The sequence below is a fragment of the Pseudomonas sp. RtIB026 genome (genome assembly GCF_016861355.2).
Classification (GTDB): domain Bacteria; phylum Pseudomonadota; class Gammaproteobacteria; order Pseudomonadales; family Pseudomonadaceae; genus Aquipseudomonas; species Aquipseudomonas peradeniyensis.
Map to the genome: position 1 here is coordinate 1,656,228 of NZ_AP023348.2, position 19,193 is coordinate 1,675,420.

General features: G+C 65.1%; 14 protein-coding genes and 2 pseudogenes. 10 read left to right on the forward strand and 6 right to left on the reverse strand.

Translation table 11 applies throughout. The annotated features are described in order from the left end of the window. Positions 1 to 36: 36 nt before the first annotated feature. A complete protein-coding gene (locus PRtIB026_RS07570) occupies positions 37 to 1,035 on the reverse strand; it encodes a class I SAM-dependent methyltransferase (protein ID WP_203647976.1) in 999 nt (332 codons plus the stop codon). Between the two features lie 50 nt (positions 1,036 to 1,085). Beyond that, the gene (locus tag PRtIB026_RS07575; RefSeq protein ID WP_203647975.1) at positions 1,086 to 2,051 is read right to left on the reverse strand and encodes a 2-hydroxyacid dehydrogenase; all 966 of its coding nucleotides are present in this window, start codon (positions 2,049 to 2,051) and stop codon (positions 1,086 to 1,088) included. Positions 2,052 to 2,346: 295 nt separating this feature from the next. Between PRtIB026_RS07575 and PRtIB026_RS07580 the strand changes: the two genes are divergently transcribed. The 6 genes from PRtIB026_RS07580 to PRtIB026_RS07605 all read left to right on the forward strand — a co-directional run bounded on the left by PRtIB026_RS07580 (position 2,347) and on the right by PRtIB026_RS07605 (position 13,281). Continuing rightward, positions 2,347 to 4,029: a fatty acid--CoA ligase gene (locus PRtIB026_RS07580; RefSeq protein ID WP_267813737.1), complete on the forward strand. Its 1,683-nt coding sequence runs from the start codon at positions 2,347 to 2,349 to the stop codon at positions 4,027 to 4,029. 331 nt (positions 4,030 to 4,360) lie between these two features. Beyond that, positions 4,361 to 6,286 (forward strand): DUF1302 domain-containing protein, encoded by a 1,926-nt coding sequence (locus PRtIB026_RS07585; protein WP_232854716.1) that lies wholly within the window; start codon positions 4,361 to 4,363, stop codon positions 6,284 to 6,286. Positions 6,287 to 6,311: 25 nt separating this feature from the next. Then, complete coding sequence (locus tag PRtIB026_RS07590) at positions 6,312 to 7,676, forward strand: DUF1329 domain-containing protein (RefSeq protein ID WP_203647972.1); 1,365 nt, start codon at positions 6,312 to 6,314, stop codon at positions 7,674 to 7,676. Between the two features lie 432 nt (positions 7,677 to 8,108). Then, positions 8,109 to 10,826: a LuxR C-terminal-related transcriptional regulator gene (locus tag PRtIB026_RS07595; RefSeq protein ID WP_203647971.1), complete on the forward strand. Its 2,718-nt coding sequence runs from the start codon at positions 8,109 to 8,111 to the stop codon at positions 10,824 to 10,826. Between the two features lie 158 nt (positions 10,827 to 10,984). Continuing rightward, a complete protein-coding gene (locus tag PRtIB026_RS07600) occupies positions 10,985 to 12,592 on the forward strand; it encodes a tetratricopeptide repeat protein (protein WP_203647970.1) in 1,608 nt (535 codons plus the stop codon). Continuing rightward, the gene (locus PRtIB026_RS07605) at positions 12,589 to 13,281 is read left to right on the forward strand and encodes a sensor histidine kinase (RefSeq protein ID WP_186713188.1); all 693 of its coding nucleotides are present in this window, start codon (positions 12,589 to 12,591) and stop codon (positions 13,279 to 13,281) included. The genes PRtIB026_RS07600 and PRtIB026_RS07605 overlap by 4 nt, the downstream gene beginning before the upstream one ends. A gap of 69 nt (positions 13,282 to 13,350) precedes the next feature. Here the strand turns inward: PRtIB026_RS07605 and PRtIB026_RS07610 are convergent, their stop codons facing one another. Beyond that, entirely contained in the window at positions 13,351 to 13,614 is a 264-nt protein-coding gene (locus tag PRtIB026_RS07610) for a YebG family protein (RefSeq protein WP_186713189.1), read from the reverse strand. 222 nt (positions 13,615 to 13,836) lie between these two features. Between PRtIB026_RS07610 and PRtIB026_RS07615 the strand changes: the two genes are divergently transcribed. Further along, positions 13,837 to 14,307 carry a phosphate-starvation-inducible protein PsiE gene (locus PRtIB026_RS07615; protein WP_050703765.1) on the forward strand — a complete coding sequence of 157 codons (471 nt, stop codon included), beginning with the start codon at positions 13,837 to 13,839 and terminating at the stop codon, positions 14,305 to 14,307. Positions 14,308 to 14,310: 3 nt separating this feature from the next. Here PRtIB026_RS07615 and PRtIB026_RS07620 read toward each other — a convergent pair whose 3' ends face one another. After that, entirely contained in the window at positions 14,311 to 14,610 is a 300-nt protein-coding gene (locus tag PRtIB026_RS07620) for a DUF3509 domain-containing protein (protein ID WP_198743699.1), read from the reverse strand. Between the two features lie 129 nt (positions 14,611 to 14,739). After that, a complete protein-coding gene (locus PRtIB026_RS07625; protein ID WP_203647969.1) occupies positions 14,740 to 15,087 on the reverse strand; it encodes an HPF/RaiA family ribosome-associated protein in 348 nt (115 codons plus the stop codon). 252 nt (positions 15,088 to 15,339) lie between these two features. On the opposite strand from PRtIB026_RS07625, the gene PRtIB026_RS07630 reads away from it, so the two are divergent. Beyond that, positions 15,340 to 16,443 carry an NADH:flavin oxidoreductase gene (locus PRtIB026_RS07630; RefSeq protein WP_203647968.1) on the forward strand — a complete coding sequence of 368 codons (1,104 nt, stop codon included), beginning with the start codon at positions 15,340 to 15,342 and terminating at the stop codon, positions 16,441 to 16,443. On the opposite strand, the gene PRtIB026_RS07635 is transcribed toward PRtIB026_RS07630, so the two are convergent. Then, positions 16,412 to 17,623: a glycosyltransferase family 4 protein gene (locus PRtIB026_RS07635; protein WP_203647967.1), complete on the reverse strand. Its 1,212-nt coding sequence runs from the start codon at positions 17,621 to 17,623 to the stop codon at positions 16,412 to 16,414. The genes PRtIB026_RS07630 and PRtIB026_RS07635 overlap by 32 nt on opposite strands. 269 nt (positions 17,624 to 17,892) lie before the next feature. Between PRtIB026_RS07635 and PRtIB026_RS26590 the strand changes: the two are divergent. Together PRtIB026_RS26590 and PRtIB026_RS26595 are read left to right on the forward strand one after the other, a co-directional pair. After that, positions 17,893 to 18,525: pseudogene (locus PRtIB026_RS26590) on the forward strand (PAS domain-containing protein); the annotation flags it as partial. A 171-nt stretch (positions 18,526 to 18,696) separates the two neighbouring features. After that, positions 18,697 to 19,119, forward strand: a pseudogene (locus PRtIB026_RS26595) (methyl-accepting chemotaxis protein); the annotation flags it as partial. Between the last annotated feature and the right edge of the window lie 74 nt (positions 19,120 to 19,193).

Here is a 19,193-nt window from a genome sequence, read left to right on the forward strand (position 1 = left end):
TCTGCCTAGGCGAAACGCTTTCGGCAAGCCCTGTTTTTAGCCGCGGGTCGCTCGGTAGATGCGAAAGCCTTGTGCCTCGGCACGGATTTCACAGTTGCCCAGGGCGCCTTCGATCAACGGCTGGTAGCGCAGGAAGCTGTTGGCGACCAGCCGCATTTCGCCGCCTTTTCGCAGATGTTCGCCTGATTTTTTCAGCAGGTTTTCCGATGCCTGGTAGTCGGTGTGCACGCCGGTGTGGAATGGCGGATTGCTCAGGATCAGGTCAAGATCGGCCGGCGCGGCATCGATGCCGTCGCCGCTGATCACCTGGCCTTCCAGACCGTTGGCCGCCAGGGTCAGGCGGCTGGCCGCGACCGCGAAGGCATCGACATCGAGCAAGGTGACCCGGCTCTGCGGATAACGGCGCTTGATCGTGGCGCCGAGCACGCCGGCGCCGCAGCCGAAGTCCAGGACATGGCCGCCGGGCAGGCCGTCAAGGTGCTCCAGCAGTAGCGCGGTGCCCTTGTCCAGGCGCCCATGGCTGAACACCCCGGGCAGGCTGATGACTTGCAGCGGACCATCTTCCAGCGGCAGTTCGAAGCGTTCGGCCAGGCTTTCCAGCGGCTTGGCCTCAGGGGCGCTGTCCACGGTTACTTGCCACAACTGGCAGTGCCTGGCGCTGTCGAGCTTGCGCGGTTTGCCGAATGCCTGCAGAAGCTTGGCCGCGCCTTCGATGCCGCCGCGCTTTTCCCCCACCAGGTACAGCTCGCGACCGCCCAGGCGCGAGGCCAGGGCGTTGAGCAGGTAGGCGGCCAGCTCGCGGGACTTGGGCAGGAACAGCACGGCGGCGTCGAAGGCCACCTCGGGCACCTCGACGCCGTAGTGGCTGCGCCCGGCGAAACGGCTCTCGAGCAGCGCCTGGTCGCCGGCATGCCAGGTCCAGCCATGGGCGCCGGGCAGCTGGCCGAGCAGGCCATCGGCCTGGGCGCCGGCGATCAGCAGCGGGCCTTGGAACAGCTCTGCCTGGCGGAGCAACACTTCACTGCGCGGGTCCATGGACGACGCCTCCTGAAAAAGTGGCGCAGTGTAGCAGAGGCGTCGGCGGATCAGCCGACCACTCGCCGCGGCTGGCCGGCGAAGTAGGCCTGGGCGTTCTCGGCCAGCTGCCCGACGATGCGCTGGCGTGACTCCACTGCGCCCCAGGCGCTGTGCGGGGTGATGATCAGGCGCGGGATGTCCGCCGCCAGCAGCGGATTGCCCTCGACCGGCGGTTCAACGCTCAGCACATCGGTGGCGGCGCCGCCCAGGTGACCGCGGCGCAGGGCGTCGGCCAGGGCCTGTTCGTCGATCAGCCCACCGCGGGCGGTGTTGACCACCAGCGCGCCCGGCTTGAGCAGGGCCAGTTCGTTGGCACCAATCATGTGCCGGGTCTGCTCGTTGAGCGGGCAGTGCAGGGTCAGGGCATCGACCTGCGGCAGCAGTTCGTCCAGCGGCAGGCGATCGGCCCGGGGTGGGCGGCCGGGAATCTGCCCGCTCAGCACGCGCATGCCGAACGCCTCGGCCAGGTGCGCCACCGCGCCACCCAACTCGCCATGGCCGAGCAGGCCGAGGGTCTTGCCTTCCAGCTCGACGATGGGGAAGTCCAGCAGGCAGAACTGGCTGGCCTTGGCCCATTGTCCGGCCTTCACCGCCTGGTTGTAGTCGCACAGGCGCGTGGCTAGGGCCAGTAGCAGGGCCAGGGTGTGCTGGGCCACCGACGGCGTGCCGTAGCCCTGGCAGTTGCACACGGTGATGCCCTGGGCACGGGCGGCGGCCAGGTCGACATTGTTGGTGCCGGTGGCGGCTACCAGGATCAGCTTGAGGTCAGGGGCGGCGGCCAGTGTGGCGGCATCGAGCATCACCTTGTTGCTGATCACCGCCGTGGCGCCTTGCAGGCGTTCGGCGACCTGCCCTGGCGCGGTGGCGGCGTGCAGTTGCAGTTCATCGAACTGCGACTGCAGTGGCGAAAGGTCGAGGTCACCCAGGTCCAGTGACTGGTGATCGAGAAACACGGCGCGACGTGGGCTGGGCATGGAGGCTCCGGTGCAGGGCTGGATACATTCTTGGTGGCGGTTCGAAGCTGTGGGAGCGGGTTTACCCGCGAATGCGCAGGCGAGTCCACTAGCGCATTCGCGGGTAAAGCCGCTCCCACAGGGCACGCGATCCGTTCGGGGCAGTGTCTGGCCCGGCGTTGCTGTTCGTCAACGCCGACATCGCCACTCATACCTTGGCGCGGCAAATCATTCCTTCGGCTGATTTGACCGGTGCGTCACCGAACTACAGTGGATTCCTGAACCGTTCTGCCCGTATTGAAGAAAAGGGATACCCATGTTGCAGACACGCATCATCAAGCCCGCCGAGGGCGCCTACCAATACCCGTTGCTGATCAAGCGCCTGCTGATGTCCGGCAGCCGCTACGAGAAGACCCGCGAGATCGTCTACCGCGACCAGATCCGCCTCACTTACCCGCAGTTGAACGAGCGCATCGCCCGCCTGGCCAATGTGTTGACCGCGGCCGGTGTGAAGGCCGGTGACACCGTGGCGGTGATGGACTGGGACAGCCACCGTTACCTGGAGTGCATGTTCGCCATCCCGATGATCGGCGCCGTGGTACACACCATCAACGTGCGCCTGTCGCCCGAGCAGATCCTCTACACCATGAATCACGCCGAAGACCGCTTCGTGCTGGTTAACAGTGATTTCATCGGCCTCTACCAGGGCATCGCCGGGCAGCTGACCACGGTCGACAAGACCCTGCTGCTGACCGACGGCCCGGACAAGACCGCCGACCTGCCGAACCTGGTGGGCGAGTACGAGCAACTGCTGGCTGCCGCCAGCCCGCAGTACGACTTCCCCGACTTCGACGAGAACTCGGTGGCCACCACCTTCTACACCACCGGCACCACCGGCAATCCCAAGGGGGTGTATTTCACCCATCGCCAGCTGGTGCTGCACACCCTGGCCGAAACTTCGGTGCTGGGCAGCCTGGACAGCGTGAGGCTGCTGAGCAGCAACGACGTCTACATGCCGATCACGCCGATGTTCCATGTGCACGCCTGGGGCATCCCCTACGCGGCGACCATGATGGGTGTCAAGCAGGTCTACCCGGGGCGCTACGAGCCGGACATGCTGATCAGGCTGTGGCGCGAGGAGAAGGTCACCTTTTCCCACTGCGTGCCGACCATCCTGCAGATGCTGCTCAACTGCCCGTCGGCGGCCGGCCAGGATTTCGGCGGCTGGAAGATCATCATCGGCGGCAGCGCGCTCAACCGCGCCTTGTACCAGGCGGCGCTGGCCCGGGGCATCCAGCTCACCGCCGCCTACGGCATGTCCGAGACCTGCCCGCTGATCAGTGCCGCGCACCTGAACGACGAGTTGCAGGCCGGCAGCGAGGATGAGCGCACCAGCTACCGGATCAAGGCCGGCGTGCCGGTGCCCCTGGTCGAGGCCGCCATCGTCGATGGCAATGGCAACTTCCTGCCCGCCGATGGCGAGACCCAGGGCGAACTGGTGCTGCGCGCGCCCTGGCTGACCATGGGCTACTTCCGCGAACCGGAAAAGGGCGAGGAGCTCTGGCAGGGCGGCTGGCTGCACACCGGCGATGTCGCGACGCTGGACGGCATGGGCTTCATCGACATCCGCGACCGCATCAAGGATGTGATCAAGACCGGTGGTGAATGGATCTCGTCGCTCGACCTCGAAGACCTGGTCAGCCGTCACCCGGCGGTGCGCGAGGTCGCGGTGGTCGGGGTGCCCGATCCGCAGTGGGGCGAGCGCCCGTTCGCATTGCTGGTGGTGCGCGAGGGGCAGAGCATCGATGCGCGCGCGCTCAAGGAACACCTCAAGCCTTTCGTCGAGCAGGGGCACATCAACAAGTGGGCGATTCCCAGCCAGATCGCCCTTGTTACTGAAATTCCCAAGACCAGCGTCGGCAAGCTCGACAAGAAGCGTATCCGCGTGGATATCAGCCAGTGGCAGGCTAGTAACAGCGCTTTCCTCTCCACCCTGTAACCCGGGCGCGGGTCGCGCTTTTTCCAGCGCGACCCCGCAGGCTAGACAGGATGGCGCCTTGTCAAACGGTAGAATTGAGCCATGCTTGAGCACTGCCAGCGCGCAGGCCGGCCGATCGGGGTGGGCCGCAAGCGGGACGCGCAAATCACACTTTAGAGGGATCAAGCACCTGTGACCGCTGGCTATAGTCGGGTCAGGGGATTTTCAGGAATGGGGGAGGGCGCCACGCGGCAACGCGCGGCGCCACGGGCAGGAGCCTGCTTCACCGGGCGCTCGAGCCGTTTCTGAAAGGACTCACTGCCATAACAAAAAAGTACATGGAGTAGCGTCGATGACATCTGCAAACCTGTTCTGGCGCCGGGCGAAACTGCCCCTGGCCGTCAGCCTCGCTTCCACGCTCGCAAGTCCTGCTTTCGCTGTCAGCTTCAACATCGGTGAAATCGAAGGCCAGTTCGACTCCTCGCTCTCCGTTGGCGCCAGCTGGTCGACTGCCAACCCCAACAAGAACCTCATCGGGGCCAACAACGGCGGCAGGGGGCTGTCGCAGACCTCCGACGATGGCCACCTGAACTTCAAGAAGGGCGAGACCTTCTCGAAGATCTTCAAGGGTATCCACGACCTGGAGCTCAAGTACGGCGACACCGGCGTGTTCGTCCGCGGCAAGTACTGGTATGACTTCGAGCTCAAGGATGAAAACCGCGAGTTCAAGGACATCAGCGACTCCAACCGCAAGGAGGGCGCCAAGTCCTCGGGCGCGGAGCTGCTCGACGCTTTCGTCTACCACAACTACAGCATCGCCGACCTGCCGGGCACCGTGCGCCTGGGCAAGCAGGTGGTGAGCTGGGGTGAAAGTACCTTCATCGGGGGGGGCATCAACGCCATCAACCCCATCGACGTCTCGGCGTTCCGCCGCCCGGGTGCGGAGATCAAGGAAGGCCTGATCCCGGTCAACATGTTCTACCTGTCGCAGAGCGTGACCGACAACCTGACCGCCGAAGGCTTCTACCAGATCGAGTGGGACCAGACCGTCGTCGACAACTGCGGCACCTTCTTCTCCCAGCCCGACGTAATCGCCGATGGTTGCAACAACAACCTGGCGGTGCTGGCCAAGCAATCGGCCGTGGCGGGACGCCTGGGGGCGCTCTCGGGGCCGACCATGCGTGCGCTGGCGGCACAGGGCGTTTCCTGGGGCTCGCCTGACGAAGGTGTGATCGTGCGTCGTGGTCCTGACCGTGATGCGCGGGACAGTGGCCAGTTCGGTGTTGCGCTGCGCTACATGTACGAGCCGCTGAATACCGAGTTCGGTGGCTACTTCATGAACTATCACAGCCGTGCGCCGATCTTCAGTGGTCGAGGCGCCGCTGCGCGCTTCTACAACCCGGCCAACCTGGCTGGCGCACTGATCGGCGCTGGGGTTCCAGCGGGCGCGGCGACCAACCCGGCGTTGCTCCAACAACTGATGCCGTTGTATGTCGCCGGTAACTCCAGCTACTACGTCGAATACCCCGAGGATATTCGCCTGTACGGCCTGAGCTTCTCCACCACCTTGCCTACCGGCACGGCCTGGAGCGGCGAGATCAGCTATCGCCCGAATGCGCCGGTGCAACTGAACACCACCGACATCCTGTATTCGGGCCTGACGCCACTCGATCCGAACGCATCGGTCCTGAAAGGCACGCCGAACACCGACCAGCCTGGCTATCGTCGCAAGGAAATCACCCAGCTGCAGACCACGTTCACCCACTTCTTCGACCAGGTCATGGGCGCCGAGCGTCTGACCATGGTCGGCGAGGTAGGCTGGACGCACGTCGGTGGCCTGGAAAGCACCTCGAAGATGCGCTACGGCCGCGACCCGGTCTACGGGCCAGGCCCGCTACCCAGTGGCCGCTGCCAGAGCCTCAACGCCACCACGCTGGCAGGCGTCGAGCAGAACAACCTGTCGCGCTACTGCGAAAACGACGGCTTCACCACCTCCGACTCCTGGGGTTATCGCGTGCGCGCCATCTGGGACTACAACAACGTCTTCGCCGGTGTGAACCTGCGCCCGAGCGTGGCCTGGTCGCATGACGTCGACGGTTACTCCCCGGGCCCAGGCGGCAACTTCGAGGAAGGCCGCAAGGCGGTCAGCCTTGGCCTGGACGCCGAGTACCAGAACACCTACACGGCGAGCCTGTCGTACACCAACTTCTTCGATGGCAAGTACACCACCGTGGATGATCGCGACTTCGTCGCCCTCAGCTTCGGCGTGAACTTCTAAGAAACCTGATCCAGGACGACACACAATGAAAATGACCACACGTCTGCTGCAAGCCGGTGTACTGGGCATGTCCCTGCTGGCAACCAGCGTCATGGCTGCGGTTTCCGCCACCGAAGCGGCCAAGCTGGGTTCCACGCTGACCCCGATGGGCGCGGAGAAGGCCGGTAACGCCGATGGCTCGATCGGCCCGTGGGAACCGCTGTCCAAGAGCGCTGGCAGCGCCGACGCCAAGGGCTTCCTGTCCGACCCTTACGCCAGCGAAAAACCGCTGTTTACCATCACCGCGCAGAACGTCGACCAGTACAAGGACAAGCTCTCGCCTGGTCAGGTTGCCATGTTCAAGCGCTATCCGGACACTTACAAGATCCCAGTGTACAAGACCCACCGTGGTTCCACGGTACCGGACGATGTGTTCGCCGCGATCAAGGAAAACGCCACCAAGACCACCTTGGTCACGGGCGGCAACGGCCTGGAGAACTTCCGCACCGCCGTGCCGTTCCCTATTCCCAAGGACGGCCTGGAGGTGATCTGGAACCACATCACCCGCTACCGTGGCGGCAGCGTGACCCGCCTGGTCACCCAGGCCACCCCGCAGCAGAACGGCTCGTACAGCCTGGTGTACTTCCAGGACCAGTTCGTGTTCCGCGACAAGATGAATGACTACGATCCGGCCAACCCGGGCAACATCCTGTTCTACTTCAAGCAGAAAGTAACCGCGCCGTCGCGTCTGGCCGGGACCGTGCTGCTGGTCCACGAGACCCTCGACCAGGTCAAGGAACCGCGCAAGGCGTGGATCTACAACGCCGGCCAGCGCCGCGTGCGCCAGGCGCCGCAAGTGTCGTACGACGGCCCGGGTACCGCCGCCGACGGCCTGCGCACCTCCGACAACCTGGACATGTACAACGGCGCGCCGGACCGTTACGACTGGAAACTCGAAGGCAAGAAGGAGATGTACATCGCCTCCAACGCCTACAAGCTGGATGATCCGAAGCTCAAGTACAGCGACATCATCAAGGCCGGGCACATCAACCAGGACCTGTCGCGCTACGAGCTGCGCCGCGTCTGGCACGTGGTTGCGACCCTCAAGCCAGGCCAGCGTCACATCTATGCCAAGCGTGACTTCTACATCGACGAGGACACCTGGCAGGCCGCGGTGATCGACCAGTACGACGGTCGCAACCAGCTGTGGCGCATTTCCGAGGCCCACGCCCAGCCGTACTACAACGTGCAGGTGCCGTGGTACACCCTGGAGGCCATCTACGACCTGCAGTCGGGTCGCTACCTGGCCCTGGGCATGAAGAACGAAGAGAAGAGCGCCTACAACTTCGGCTTCAGCGCCAGCAAGGCCGAGTTCCAGCCGGCAGCCCTGCGTCAGGACGGTGTGCGTTGAGCTGACAGGCATCGCAACTCCGTTTGATCTCCCAGAACGCCCCGGCTTGCCGGGGCGTTTCTGTTCATGTGGGTGTGAGATCGGGCTACCTGTTTCTTTTTGTCGTAGTCTTTTTGCGGCAAAGCGGCTGCATCATCTTCAAATGCGCCGCGTTTGCCGCTAGTCTCGCAACAAGCCGTAACGCCCATCCCTTTCAAGGTTTTTGCGATTTTTGGGATATGGCCGCTCAGGTTCAAGAGTGCCGGGGCCGCTTTGCGACCCTTTCGCGGCACAAGGCCGCTCCTACAGACGACCGCGCTCCCCTGTAGGAGCGGCCTTGTGCCGCGAAGGACTGCAAAGCAGCCCCGGCAACTCCAAGCCGCGCGCCTATTACCAACACCTTGAAAGGGCTGAATCTAACGCCGCCCTAATTCCAATCAGAACGAGCCGGCCATGACAGACCTGTCCCGTACCCACGGAGTCGCCAGCCAGGCCCTGGGCCTGCTGGATGGGCGTTTCTTCCGGCCGCCGCTGCCGGAAACACACGTCCCCAGAGCACGCCTGTGCCAGCGCCTGCAAAGTGGCCTGGCGGGGCGCCTGTTGCTGGTGAACGCGCCGGCGGGTTTCGGCAAGAGTTCGCTGGCCGTCGAGTTCTGCCAGGCGTTGCCCAGCCACTGGCGCAGCCTCTGGCTCGGGTTGAGCCAGCGCGATGCCGATCCGGGGCGCTTCCTCGAACGCTTGCTCGAAGGCTTGCAGCAATTCTGCCCGGCACTCGGCGGCCAGGCTCTGGGGCTTTTGAAGATGCGCCAGCGGCATCAACCCTTCGCCTTCGAAGAGTGGCTCGACGGCCTGCTTGATGAACTCGCGCTCTACCTGCAGCCGGACACGCCCTTGCTGCTGGTGCTGGACGACTACCACCTGGCCCAGGGGCCGGTGCTCGATCGTTGCCTGCAGTTCTTCCTCAACCATCTGCCGGCCGGGTTGGTCCTGCTGGTCACCAGCCGCCAGCGGCCCGATTGGCACTTGGCGCGCCTGCGCCTGTCACGGCAACTGGTCGAACTCAACGAGCAGGACCTGCGCCTGACCCCCGATGAAGCGTTGGCCGTGATCGGCCGCCAGCCCACCGGTTTGCGCGGCCAGGCCCTGGATAACCTGATCCAGCGCAGCGACGGTTGGGTGGCGGGGCTGCGTTTCTGGCAACTGGCGGCCAGCGAGTCCGGCGAGGACCACGCCTTGCCCCAGGCGCTGCATGGCGGCGAAGGACTGATCCGCGACTACCTGCTGGAGGAAGTCATCGACATCCTGCCGGCCCCCGTGCAGGCGTTTCTCTACGAGACTGCCTGCCAGGAGCGTTTCTGCGCCGAATTGTGCGACGCCCTGCGCGAGCGCCATGACAGCGGCGAGATCCTGAGCTACCTGCAGGCCCACCAGGTGTTCCTGGTGCCGCTCGACGAGCATGGGCTGTGGTTCCGCTATCACCACCTGTTCTCCGACCTGCTGCGCAGCCGGCAGGCCAGCGAGCCGCTGGCGGGGCTGCACCTGCGCGCCTGCCGCTGGTTCGAAGGGCAGGGTCTGCTGGACGAGGCGGTGGAGCAGGCCCTGCGCGCGGGCCATCTGGACGTGGCGGCGGACCTGGTACAGAGCCTGTCCGAGGAGCAACTGCTGGCGGAGCAGAATGTCGGCATGCTGCTGCGCTGGAAGATGGACCTGCCCGACAGCCTGTTGATCAGCACGCCCAGGCTGATCGTCCTGTACAGCTGGGCCCTGGGGTTGGCCTGCCAACTGGACGCCGCCGAGGAGCTGGCGGCCTACCTGAGCCGCTTCCTGCCCGCGCCGTCGGCCACCGCGCAGAAGTCGATGCTGGCCCAATGGTTGGCCCTGAGCGGGGTCATTGCCCGTGGCCGCGGCGATCGGGAGCGGACACTCGCTTACTGTGGCGAAGCGCTGCAGAGCCTGCCGAACAAACGCTACGGCCAGCGCCTGGTGTGCCTGTCGACCTTGTCGAACCTGGCCATCGCCGATGGCGATTTCTGGCGGGCGCGGGGCTGGAACCGCGAAGCACTCGAATTGGCGCAACGGGTCGGCAACCCGCTGTTCGAAGCCCTGGCCCATTACGATCGGGCGCGGGTACTGCACGCCCGCGGCGAGGTGCTGCGCGCCCTGGACGAAGTGCGCCAGGGATTGCAGCGGTTGCAGGGCCTTTCGGGGCAACGCCTGTATGCCGTGCGCGCGCGCCTGACCCTGTACGAGGGCTACTTGCTGGCGGCCCGCCTGCACTGTGCCCAGGGCCGTGCGCGCTTGCGCGCCGGGCTCAGCGAGGCGCGCAGCTGCCGCGACATCAGCGTCCTGATCGGGCATTGCGTGATCGCCTCGCTGGACGGTCGCGAAGGGCGTTTTGCCGAGGCGTTCTCGGAACTGGCCGAGGCGGAGCGGCTGATGCATATCTGGGATGTGCCGCCGATCTTCTACCTGGCCATGATTACCCTGGTGAAGTGCGAGCTCTGGTTGGCCCAGGGCCGAACGGACCTGGCCGAGTCCTGGCTGCTGCGCCTGGGGCAGACCTACGGTGGCGAGCAGCCTGCGGCCGCGCCGGAGTTCCACCCGCTGTTGCCGCTGCACATCGAATTGCAGCAGGCCTTGCTGGAACGGGTGCTGGCCCGCCCCGGTGATGCCGAAGCGCGGTTGCGCACGCTGGTCGAGCGGGGCCAGGCCAGCGGTGGCATGACGCTGGTGGTCAGCGCGCAGTGCCAATTGATCGCTCTGCTGCTGGCCGAGGGGCGTGACGCCGAAGCGGCCAGGTTGCTCGCACCTGCCCTGGAAGCGGCCCAGGGCGGTGCCCTGCAGGCCTTCCAACGCTTGATCGAAGAGCAGCCACACTGGCTGCGCGAGCAGTTGACGGGGCGTGTGGCCTGCCCGGCGCAGAGCGATCTGCTGGCCCATCTGCCGCAGGCCCTGGCTACCGGCGGCGGTGCCACCGAGGCCCTGAGCGGCCGCGAGTTTGCGGTCCTGGAACTGATCGCCCAGGGCTGCTCCAACCAGCAGATCAGCGAGCGCCTGTTCATCTCCCTGCACACGGTCAAGACCCACGCCAGCCATATCAACAGCAAGCTCGGTGTCGAGCGCCGCACCCAGGCGGTGGCCAGGGCCAAGTCCCTTGGCTTGCTGGTCTAGTGGCTTGGGGCGAGGTCGGCCGTTAAGATAATGGCTTTAGGCCATCATTCGGCGTTACCTTTCCGGGCTCATCTTTCCCGAACCGCTGCCGATACAGACCTCGGCGGTATGCATCGCCACGCGCCACTTCCCCACTTTTTTCAATACAGGTCGTGTTGATGCTGCAGTATGGGCAAAAAAGCTTTCTGATCGTCGACGACTTCACCGACTTCCGCACCTCGACCCGCTCGATGCTTCGCGAGCTGGGCGTGCGCGACGTCGACACCGCCGACAGTGGCGAACAGGCGCTGCGCATGTGCGGGCAGAAGCGCTATGACTTCATTCTCCAGGACTTTCACCTGGGGGACGGCAAGAAGAACGGCCAGCAGGTGCTCGAGGACCTGATCCTCGACAAGCTGATCAGCCATGAATGCGTGTTCATCATGGTTACCGCCGAAAGCAGCCAGTCGATCGTGCTCAGTGCCATTGAGCACGAACCCGACGCTTACCTGACCAAACCCTTCAACCGGGTCGGCCTGGCCCAGCGCCTGGAGAAGCTGACCCAGCGCAAGACGCTGCTCAAGCCCATTCTCCAAGCCCTTGATCGCGGGCGCCCGGCCGAAGTGCTCGCCGCTTGCGCCGAGCTGTGCAAGAAGGACCCGCGCTTCGCCCCGCTGTGCCTGCGCTATCGCGCCGACGCCCTGCGCGACCTCAATCGCTTCGAGGAGCTGGAGAAGTTCCTCAAGAACATCCTCGCCAGCCGCCCACAGCCCTGGGTCTACGCCGCGCTCGGCAGCCTATTGCACAAGCGCGGGCAGAATGCCCAGGCCCAGGGTGTCTACGAGCAGGCCCTCAAGGCCTTCCCGATCATGCCCAACCTTTACGATGGCATGGCCGAGGTGCTGGTGGCCCAGGGCGAGACCCGGCGTGCCCAGCACATGCTCGAGGAGGCGGTGCGTCTGTCGCCGCTCGCCGTGCGCCGCCAGGCCGCGCTGGGCAAGCTGGCGCTGGACAACGCCGACTTCGAGAGTGCCTCCAAGGCCTTTCGCCATGCGGTGAACCAGGGGCAGAGTTCGCGCTACAAGGACGCCGAGAGTAATCTGGGGCTGGTCCAGGCGTTGATGAACAAGAACAGCGGCAACGGTCTCGATGCCCGTACCCGGGTTGAGATCAACACCGTGCTCAGCGAGGTGGCCAAGGAAAACGTCGAGGACCAGGGCCTGCAGGTGCGCGCGCGCCTGATGAAGGCCGCCAGCCTGCAGCAGGCCGGCGACCCGGAAACCGCCGCCAAGCTCACCGAGCAGGCCATGCAGCGCCTGGAGAAGATGGACCAGTTCTTCTCCGTGGAGGCGGCGCTGACGGTGGCCAAGCAGTTGCAGCAACTTGGCCAGGATACGGCGGGTACCTCGATTCTCAAGGGTTGCGTGGAAACCTACGGCGACGACCCCAAGGTCATGCAGAGCGTCGCCAAGCTCACCGACGACCCGCTGGTGCTGGGGGCGGTGACCGAAGCCGTGGACCTCAACCGCCAGGGCGTGCGCAGCTACCAGGGCGGCCAGCTCAACGAAGCGCTGGGCATGTTCCGCAAGGCGTTGTCGCTGCAGCCGAAGAACATCAGCATCGCCCTGAACACCGCCCAGGCGCTGCTGCGCATCGGTGGCGAGACGCCACCGCCGGCGCTGATGCAAGAGTGTCGCGACTGCCTCACCAGCGTGGCCGGTATTCCCGCCAGCGACAGTCGCTATGACCGTTACCGCAAACTGCACATCCGGGTCTTCGGCGCATGAACCAGGACAACCAGGGGCTGGACTTCTCCACGGTGATCGCCTCCACCGTGCACGACCTGAAAAACTCCCTTTCGGCGCTCACCCACGCCCACAGCCAGTGGCTGGCGCGCCTGCCCGAAGAGTTGCGCGGCGGTATCGAGCAGGGCGTGGTGGAGCATGAACTCAGCCACCTGAACGGCATGCTCGTGCAGTTGCTGGGGCTGTACAAGCTGGGCGTCAACCAGTTGCCCATCTGCCCCGACTACCACGAACTGGACGACTTCATCGAGGCCCAGCTGGCGGCCCAGGAAGACGTGATCAAGCACCGCGACATCCTCGCCACCTGGCGTATCGAGACCGAAAGCCCGTTGGGTTTCTTCGACCGTGAGCTGGTCGCCTCGGTGGTGGCCAACGTGCTTACCAACGCCATCCGCTATGCTGGGCACGCCCTGCTGATCAGCATCGAGGAAGAGGGCGAGCAGTTGGTGATCAGTGTCAACGACGATGGCGCCGGTTATCCACAGCGCATGCTCGAGCGCCAGCACGACTACGTGCAGGGCATCGATTCGCAGAGCGGCAGTACCGGACTGGGGTTGTACTTCGCCGCGCGAATTGCCGCGCTGCATGAGCGCAACGGCGTGCGCGGGCGGATCGAGATCGCCAATGGCGGTACGCTGGGGGGCGGCTTGTTCCGCTTGTACCTGCCTTGAACCGCAGCACGGCGTTGGCCGCCGTGCCGCCTCAGGCGCGAAGGGGCTGCGAAATGGCCGGTGCAGCCATCACTCGGCTGCTGCGCCTTCGAGCAGTTCGGCCAGCGCATCCGGCTGGCTCTTGAACGCCCGGGCGAACACGTCGCGGTTCTTGGCCATGTAGATACCGGCTTCCTCGACTTGCTGTTCGCTCAGCGACGGTACGGCTTTGTGCAGTACCTCGGCCAGGCGTTCGGCCAGTTCGAGCATCTTGTCGTGACGGTCTGCTTCGGCCTTATCCATGAACAAGCGCTCCGGGTCGCGGCTGCTGCGGTACACCACTTCGACGGCCATTCATCACCTCTGTGCCTTTTTGCTGATGGGGTTGCGGATAACTGTATTTTTATACAGTACATCGCCAGGCCATCACCCTGCAACCGCAATGATGGCCCGGCAAACTGAAAATCAGCGTAGCCCACAGGTGCCCTGCGGCAATCGGCCGCCTTCCAAGACAGGGGCCGTGGCCCTTTAACTGCATGGCACAAGACCTTCAGCCGTATCTAGGAATCGAACATCGTGAACATCAAATGGGCAGAAAGACTGCGCAAGGGCCTGCACGGCTCCGCCGACTCGCTGGGCAACCTGTGCGTGGAAGCCTTCCACTACCTGGCGCTGTTCGGCATCGGCGCGATCACCGCCTATGCGGCGGTGGTGACCTTCCTGGACATGCTGGGCAAGGGCGGGGTCAGCGTCGATGACATCCTGCTGCTGTTCATCTACCTGGAACTGGGGGCGATGGTGGGGATCTACTTCAAGACCAACCACATGCCGATCCGCTTCCTGCTCTACGTGGCGATCACTGCATTGACCCGCCTGCTGATCGGCGACGTCTCGCACCACAAGGCACCGGATGTCGGGCTGCTGTACGTGTGTGGCGGCATCCTGCTGCTGGCCTTCGCCATCCTGGTGGTGCGCTACGCCTCCTACCGCTACCCGTCGACCAAGGCGCTGGATGCCAGCGGCAAGGAAGTGGACGAGAGCAAGTAGCCCTCAGTTGGCAATGCCGGCGGCGGGAAAGCGCTGTTCGCCATGCCAGGTGCGGGTCAGGGCCGCCAGCACCTCAAGTGGGTTCTGCCCCAGCTCGATGGCCAGGCCCAGGCGGATGCTGTCGATGACCCGCTGCAGGCGCACCGGATCGTTGCGCTGGGCCTGGCTGATCAGGCGCCTGGCGACCACGCCGCTGTCGTCGGACAGGGTCAGCATGATGCTGCCGTCCAGGCGCTCGATGCTCAGGTTGACCCGGTATTCGGGGGCGAAGGCGGCGCTGATCTGGTCGAAAGGGTTGTTCATGGTCGGTCCTGCACTGAATGACTGCAGGGGTTGACCGGGGCAAGGGTGGGTTGGTTCAGGCCCGCTGATCGGCACGCAATGAAAACGCCCGGCGCAAGGCCGGGCGTTTTCATTGGACACATTCGAGTGTCAGGCGTCTGGATCGCTCTGCTCCAGGATGGCGCGCTTGCTGCGCAGCTTACCGTAGAAGTGTTCCAGCGCGTGGTTCAGCTTGCTGGCGGCGCCATCGACGGCATGTTCCAGCGAAGTGGCGGTGTGGGTCACGGAAATCGGCTGGTGGCCTTTGGGGCGAGCCTCCATCTGGCAGCGTTTGTCGTGCGGTCCGGGCTTGGCGCCGTTGTCGTCGCGCAAGTGGACTTCGATACGGGTGAGGTCGTCCTCGTAACGTTCGAGGCTGCTCTGCAGTGTGCTGCGGACCCACTCGTTCAAGCGGACGTTGCCTTGGATCTGGTTGCTGCTGTTGACCTGGATTTGCATGATTCAATCCTTATTCAGCTTGCTCGCGAGAGGCGTGCCTAGGCCACTGAGGGCGTTGGGTTTTCTGCGCCTCTTGACTCTAAAGTCAGGCAACCGCCGGACGAATTCAAGCCCTTTTGCAAAATAAATTTCCTGTTGCAAATCGGCCCGCTCGCAGCGATACCTGCCGATCACTGCAATCAATGATGCTGTGACACGCACCTGGTGGCCCCTAAGCTCGGGCGCATCCATCTCATCCCTCGGGAGCGCCGCATGTCCAGCAACCCTCTGTTCCAGCCTTTCACCCTCGGCTCCCTCGACTTGCCGACCCGCGTGGTCATGGCGCCGATGACCCGTACCTTCTGCCCCGGCGGCGTGCCCCACGACGGCGTGGTCGAGTACTACCGCCGCCGTGCCGCCGCCGGTGTCGGCCTGATCATCACCGAGGGCACCACGGTCGGGCACAAGGCCGCCAACGGCTACCCCAACGTGCCGCGTTTCCACGGTGAGGATGCCCTGGCCGGCTGGAAGCGCGTGGTCGAGGCCGTGCATGCCGAGGGCGGGCGCATCGTGCCGCAGCTGTGGCACGTGGGCAGTGTGCGCCGCCTGGGTACCGAGCCGGACGCCGCGGTTCCGGGCTATGGCCCGAGCGGCAAGGAAAAGGACGGCCAGGTGCTGCTCCACGGCATGAGCCGGGAGGATATCCGCGAGGTGATCGCCGCCTTCGCCCAGGCGGCGCGCGATGCCCAGGCCATCGGCATGGACGGCGTGGAGATCCATGGCGCTCACGGCTACCTGATCGACCAGTTCTTCTGGGACGCCAGCAATCGTCGCGATGACGAGTACGGCGGTGACCTGGCCGGGCGCTCGCGTTTCGCCATCGAACTGATCCAGGCCGTGCGCGCGGCCGTCGGCCCGGACTTTCCGATCATCCTGCGTTTCTCGCAATGGAAGCAGCAGGACTACAGCGCGCGCCTGGTGCAAACCCCCGAGGCCCTGGCAGCGTTCCTCAAGCCCTTGTCCGAGGCCGGCGTGGATATCTTCCACTGCTCCACCCGGCGCTTCTGGGAGCCGGAATTCGAGGGCAGCGAGCTGAACCTCGCCGGCTGGACCCGCCAGCTCACCGGCAAGCCGACCATCACCGTGGGCAGTGTCGGCCTGGACGGCGAGTTCCTGCAGTTCATGGTGGCCACCGACAAGGTGGCCAAGCCCGCCAGCCTCGAAGGGCTGTTGCGCCGCTTGCAGGACCAGGAGTTCGACCTGGTGGCCGTGGGCCGCGCCCTGCTGGTGGATGCCGAGTGGGCGCGCAAAGTGCGGGACGGGCGTGAGGACGATGTGCTGCCGTTCAGCCGTGAGGCGCTGACGACCCTGGCTTGATCACCAGCGGCGGGGCCTGTTCGCGGGCAGCATGCGGCTCGCGGCAGGCGCCGTACAAGTAGCCCTCGAACTGCTCGACGATCGCCAGCCAGCCCTGGCGGCTGGCGTGTTGGCGGGCATTGAGGCGCACCCGGCGCAGGGTTTCGCCTTCCTCCAGCAACCAGCAGGCGGCGTCGATGAACGCCGCCTGGTCCCCCGGCATGGCCAGGGCGCCGCTGTGGCCGTGGCGGATATGCTGGGCGGCGGCGGCCTCGTCGTAGGCGACCACGGCCAGGCCCGAGGCGAGCGCCTCGAGCACGACGTTGCCGAAGGTTTCGGTCAGGCTCGGGAACAGGAACAGGTCGCTGCTGGCGTAGTGCTCGGCCAGCACCTCGCCGCGCTGTGCGCCACAGAACATGGCATTGGGCAGTTGCTGTTCGAGCTGGCCACGCATCGGGCCATCGCCGACGATCACCAGGCGCAGCCGCCGCTGCGGATAGGCCTTGCCCAGGGCCTCCATGCAAGGGCGCAGCAGGGCCAGGTTCTTCTCTGCGGCCAGGCGCCCGACATGCAGCACGGCAATGTCATCCACACCCAGCCCCCACTGCTCGCGCAGGGCCTGACTGCGCCGTGCCGGGTTGAACAGGCTGGCGTCGACCCCGCGGGCCATCAGGCCGAGCCGTTCGAAGCCGCGGCGCTCCAGCTCCAGGCGCTGGCTGGCGCTGGGCACCAGGGTGATGGCGGTGCGCCGGTGGAACCAGCGCAGGTAGTGGGTGAGCAGTCGTGACAGCAGGCCCAGGCCGTATTGTCCCGAATACTGCGGGAAGTTGGTGTGAAAGCCGCTGACCACCGCCACGCCCAGGCGCCGGGCGGCGCGCAGGGCGCTCAGGCCCAACGGGCCTTCGGTGGCGATGTACAGCACATCCGGGCGTTGCCGGCGCCAGCGGCGCCACAGCTTGTGCATCGACACCTCGCCCCACTGCAGGCCAGGGTAGCCCGGCAATGGCCAACCCCGGCACAGCAGCAGGGTCTCGTCGTTGCCGGTCCCGTTGTCGGTGGCCTGGCGCGGGCGGATCAGCTCCACCTGGTGGCCGCGCAGGCGCAGCCCTTCGCTGAGGCGGCCAAGGGTGTTGGCCACGCCATTGATCTCGGGTGGGAAGGTTTCGCTGACCAGGGTGATACGCAGGGACGGTGTGCTCATGGGGAAAAGTCTGGGCCGCCCCCGTTGCGCCCATGTGACGTCTTTGTGACGTGCGTATGACGCCTGATTTCCGGCACTTGCACCCGTTTGAATATTTCCTTGCAACGCACTCAAGAACTCTTGTCACGCAGCCGATGCAGAGGCATTCGACTACAGGAATTCGCTCCGGGAGAGCGGCCATGTTCAACAGCAAACTGAAGAAAGAAATCCAGCAACTGCGCGAAGAGCTGATGTCCATCGAGCAGGTCAAGAACAGCCTCGACAGCGAGATGCTGGTGCTCCAGCTCGACCCCCAGGGGCGCATCGAGTCGGTAAACAACAACTTCGAGGCCGAGATGGGCTATCGCGCCGAGCAACTGATCGGGCGCAACATCGAAGAGATCGTGCCGGCGCATGTGAAGAAGCTCGATTTCTACCAGCGCATGAAGCACGCCATCACCCGTAGCGAGCACCTCAACGGCGCCTTCCGTCTGCTGCGCGGCAACGGTGACGAGGCCTGGCTGCGTTCGATCCTGCAACCGGTCAAGGACAGCCAGGGGCGTATCAAGTACTTCTCCCTGCACTCCAGCGACCTGACCCGCACCATCGAGACTTCCCGCGAGCACGAGAGCCTGATCAAGGCGCTGATGCGCTCCACCGCGGTGATCGAGTTCAACCTCGAAGGCCAGGTGCTGACCGCCAACGACCGTTTCCTGCAGACCATGGGCTACAGCCTGGAGCAGATCCGTGGCAAGTATCACCGGATTTTCTGCGAGCCGGAGGAGGCCAACTCGGCGGCCTACCAGGAGTTCTGGAACCGGCTGCGTCGCGGTGAGTTCGTCGCCGAGCGTTTCAAGCGCATCGATGCCCATGGCCGCGTGGTCTGGCTGGAGGCTTCGTACAACCCGATCATCGACGCCCATGACGTGCTGTACAAGGTGGTCAAGTTCGCCACCGTGATCACCGATCAGGTCAACCAGGAGCTGGCCGTGGCCCAGGCCGCCGACATCGCCTACACCACCTCGCTGGAGACCGACGACAGCGCGCGCAAGGCCACCGACGTGGTGACCCAGACCGTCGAGGTGATGCGCGGCCTGGAAGGTTCGATGCAGGACGCCGCCGATGGCATCCAGGCGCTGGACAAGCAGTCGAAGGTGATCGGCGCGATCATCAAGACCATCAGCGACATCGCCGGGCAGACCAACCTGCTGGCGCTCAACGCCGCCATTGAGGCCGCCCGCGCCGGCGAGCAGGGGCGTGGCTTTGCCGTGGTGGCCGACGAAGTGCGCCAGCTGGCCTCGCGCACCAGCAGCGCCACCGAGGAGATCGCCAAGGTGGTGCAGCAGAACGAACAGCTGGCCCAGGCCGCGGTGGACATCATCGACACCAGCAAGCGTCAGGCCGAGCAGGGCCTGGCCCTGGCCGCCGATACTGGCGGGGTGATCGTCGAGATCCAGGAAGGGGCGAAGAAGGTGGTGGATGCGGTGGGGCAGTTTTCCAGCCAGTTGAGCCACTGATTGGCTTCACACCGCCTGTGTAGGAGCGGCCTTGTGCCGCGAAAGGGCCGCAAAGCGGCCCCGGCGATCTCAGC

Coding starts and splice junctions, on each gene's coding strand:
- PRtIB026_RS07625 (WP_203647969.1), bottom strand. CDS start 15,087: ATGCAAATCCAGGTCAACAGCAGCAACCAGATCCAAGGCAACGTCCGC.
- PRtIB026_RS07575 (WP_203647975.1), bottom strand. CDS start 2,051: ATGCCCAGCCCACGTCGCGCCGTGTTTCTCGATCACCAGTCACTGGAC.
- PRtIB026_RS07635 (WP_203647967.1), bottom strand. CDS start 17,623: ATGAGCACACCGTCCCTGCGTATCACCCTGGTCAGCGAAACCTTCCCA.
- PRtIB026_RS07570 (WP_203647976.1), bottom strand. CDS start 1,035: ATGGACCCGCGCAGTGAAGTGTTGCTCCGCCAGGCAGAGCTGTTCCAA.
- PRtIB026_RS07585 (WP_232854716.1), top strand. CDS start 4,361: ATGACATCTGCAAACCTGTTCTGGCGCCGGGCGAAACTGCCCCTGGCC.
- PRtIB026_RS07595 (WP_203647971.1), top strand. CDS start 8,109: ATGACAGACCTGTCCCGTACCCACGGAGTCGCCAGCCAGGCCCTGGGC.
- PRtIB026_RS07630 (WP_203647968.1), top strand. CDS start 15,340: ATGTCCAGCAACCCTCTGTTCCAGCCTTTCACCCTCGGCTCCCTCGAC.
- PRtIB026_RS07610 (WP_186713189.1), bottom strand. CDS start 13,614: ATGGCCGTCGAAGTGGTGTACCGCAGCAGCCGCGACCCGGAGCGCTTG.
- PRtIB026_RS07580 (WP_267813737.1), top strand. CDS start 2,347: ATGTTGCAGACACGCATCATCAAGCCCGCCGAGGGCGCCTACCAATAC.
- PRtIB026_RS07590 (WP_203647972.1), top strand. CDS start 6,312: ATGAAAATGACCACACGTCTGCTGCAAGCCGGTGTACTGGGCATGTCC.
- PRtIB026_RS07600 (WP_203647970.1), top strand. CDS start 10,985: ATGCTGCAGTATGGGCAAAAAAGCTTTCTGATCGTCGACGACTTCACC.
- PRtIB026_RS07620 (WP_198743699.1), bottom strand. CDS start 14,610: ATGAACAACCCTTTCGACCAGATCAGCGCCGCCTTCGCCCCCGAATAC.
- PRtIB026_RS07605 (WP_186713188.1), top strand. CDS start 12,589: ATGAACCAGGACAACCAGGGGCTGGACTTCTCCACGGTGATCGCCTCC.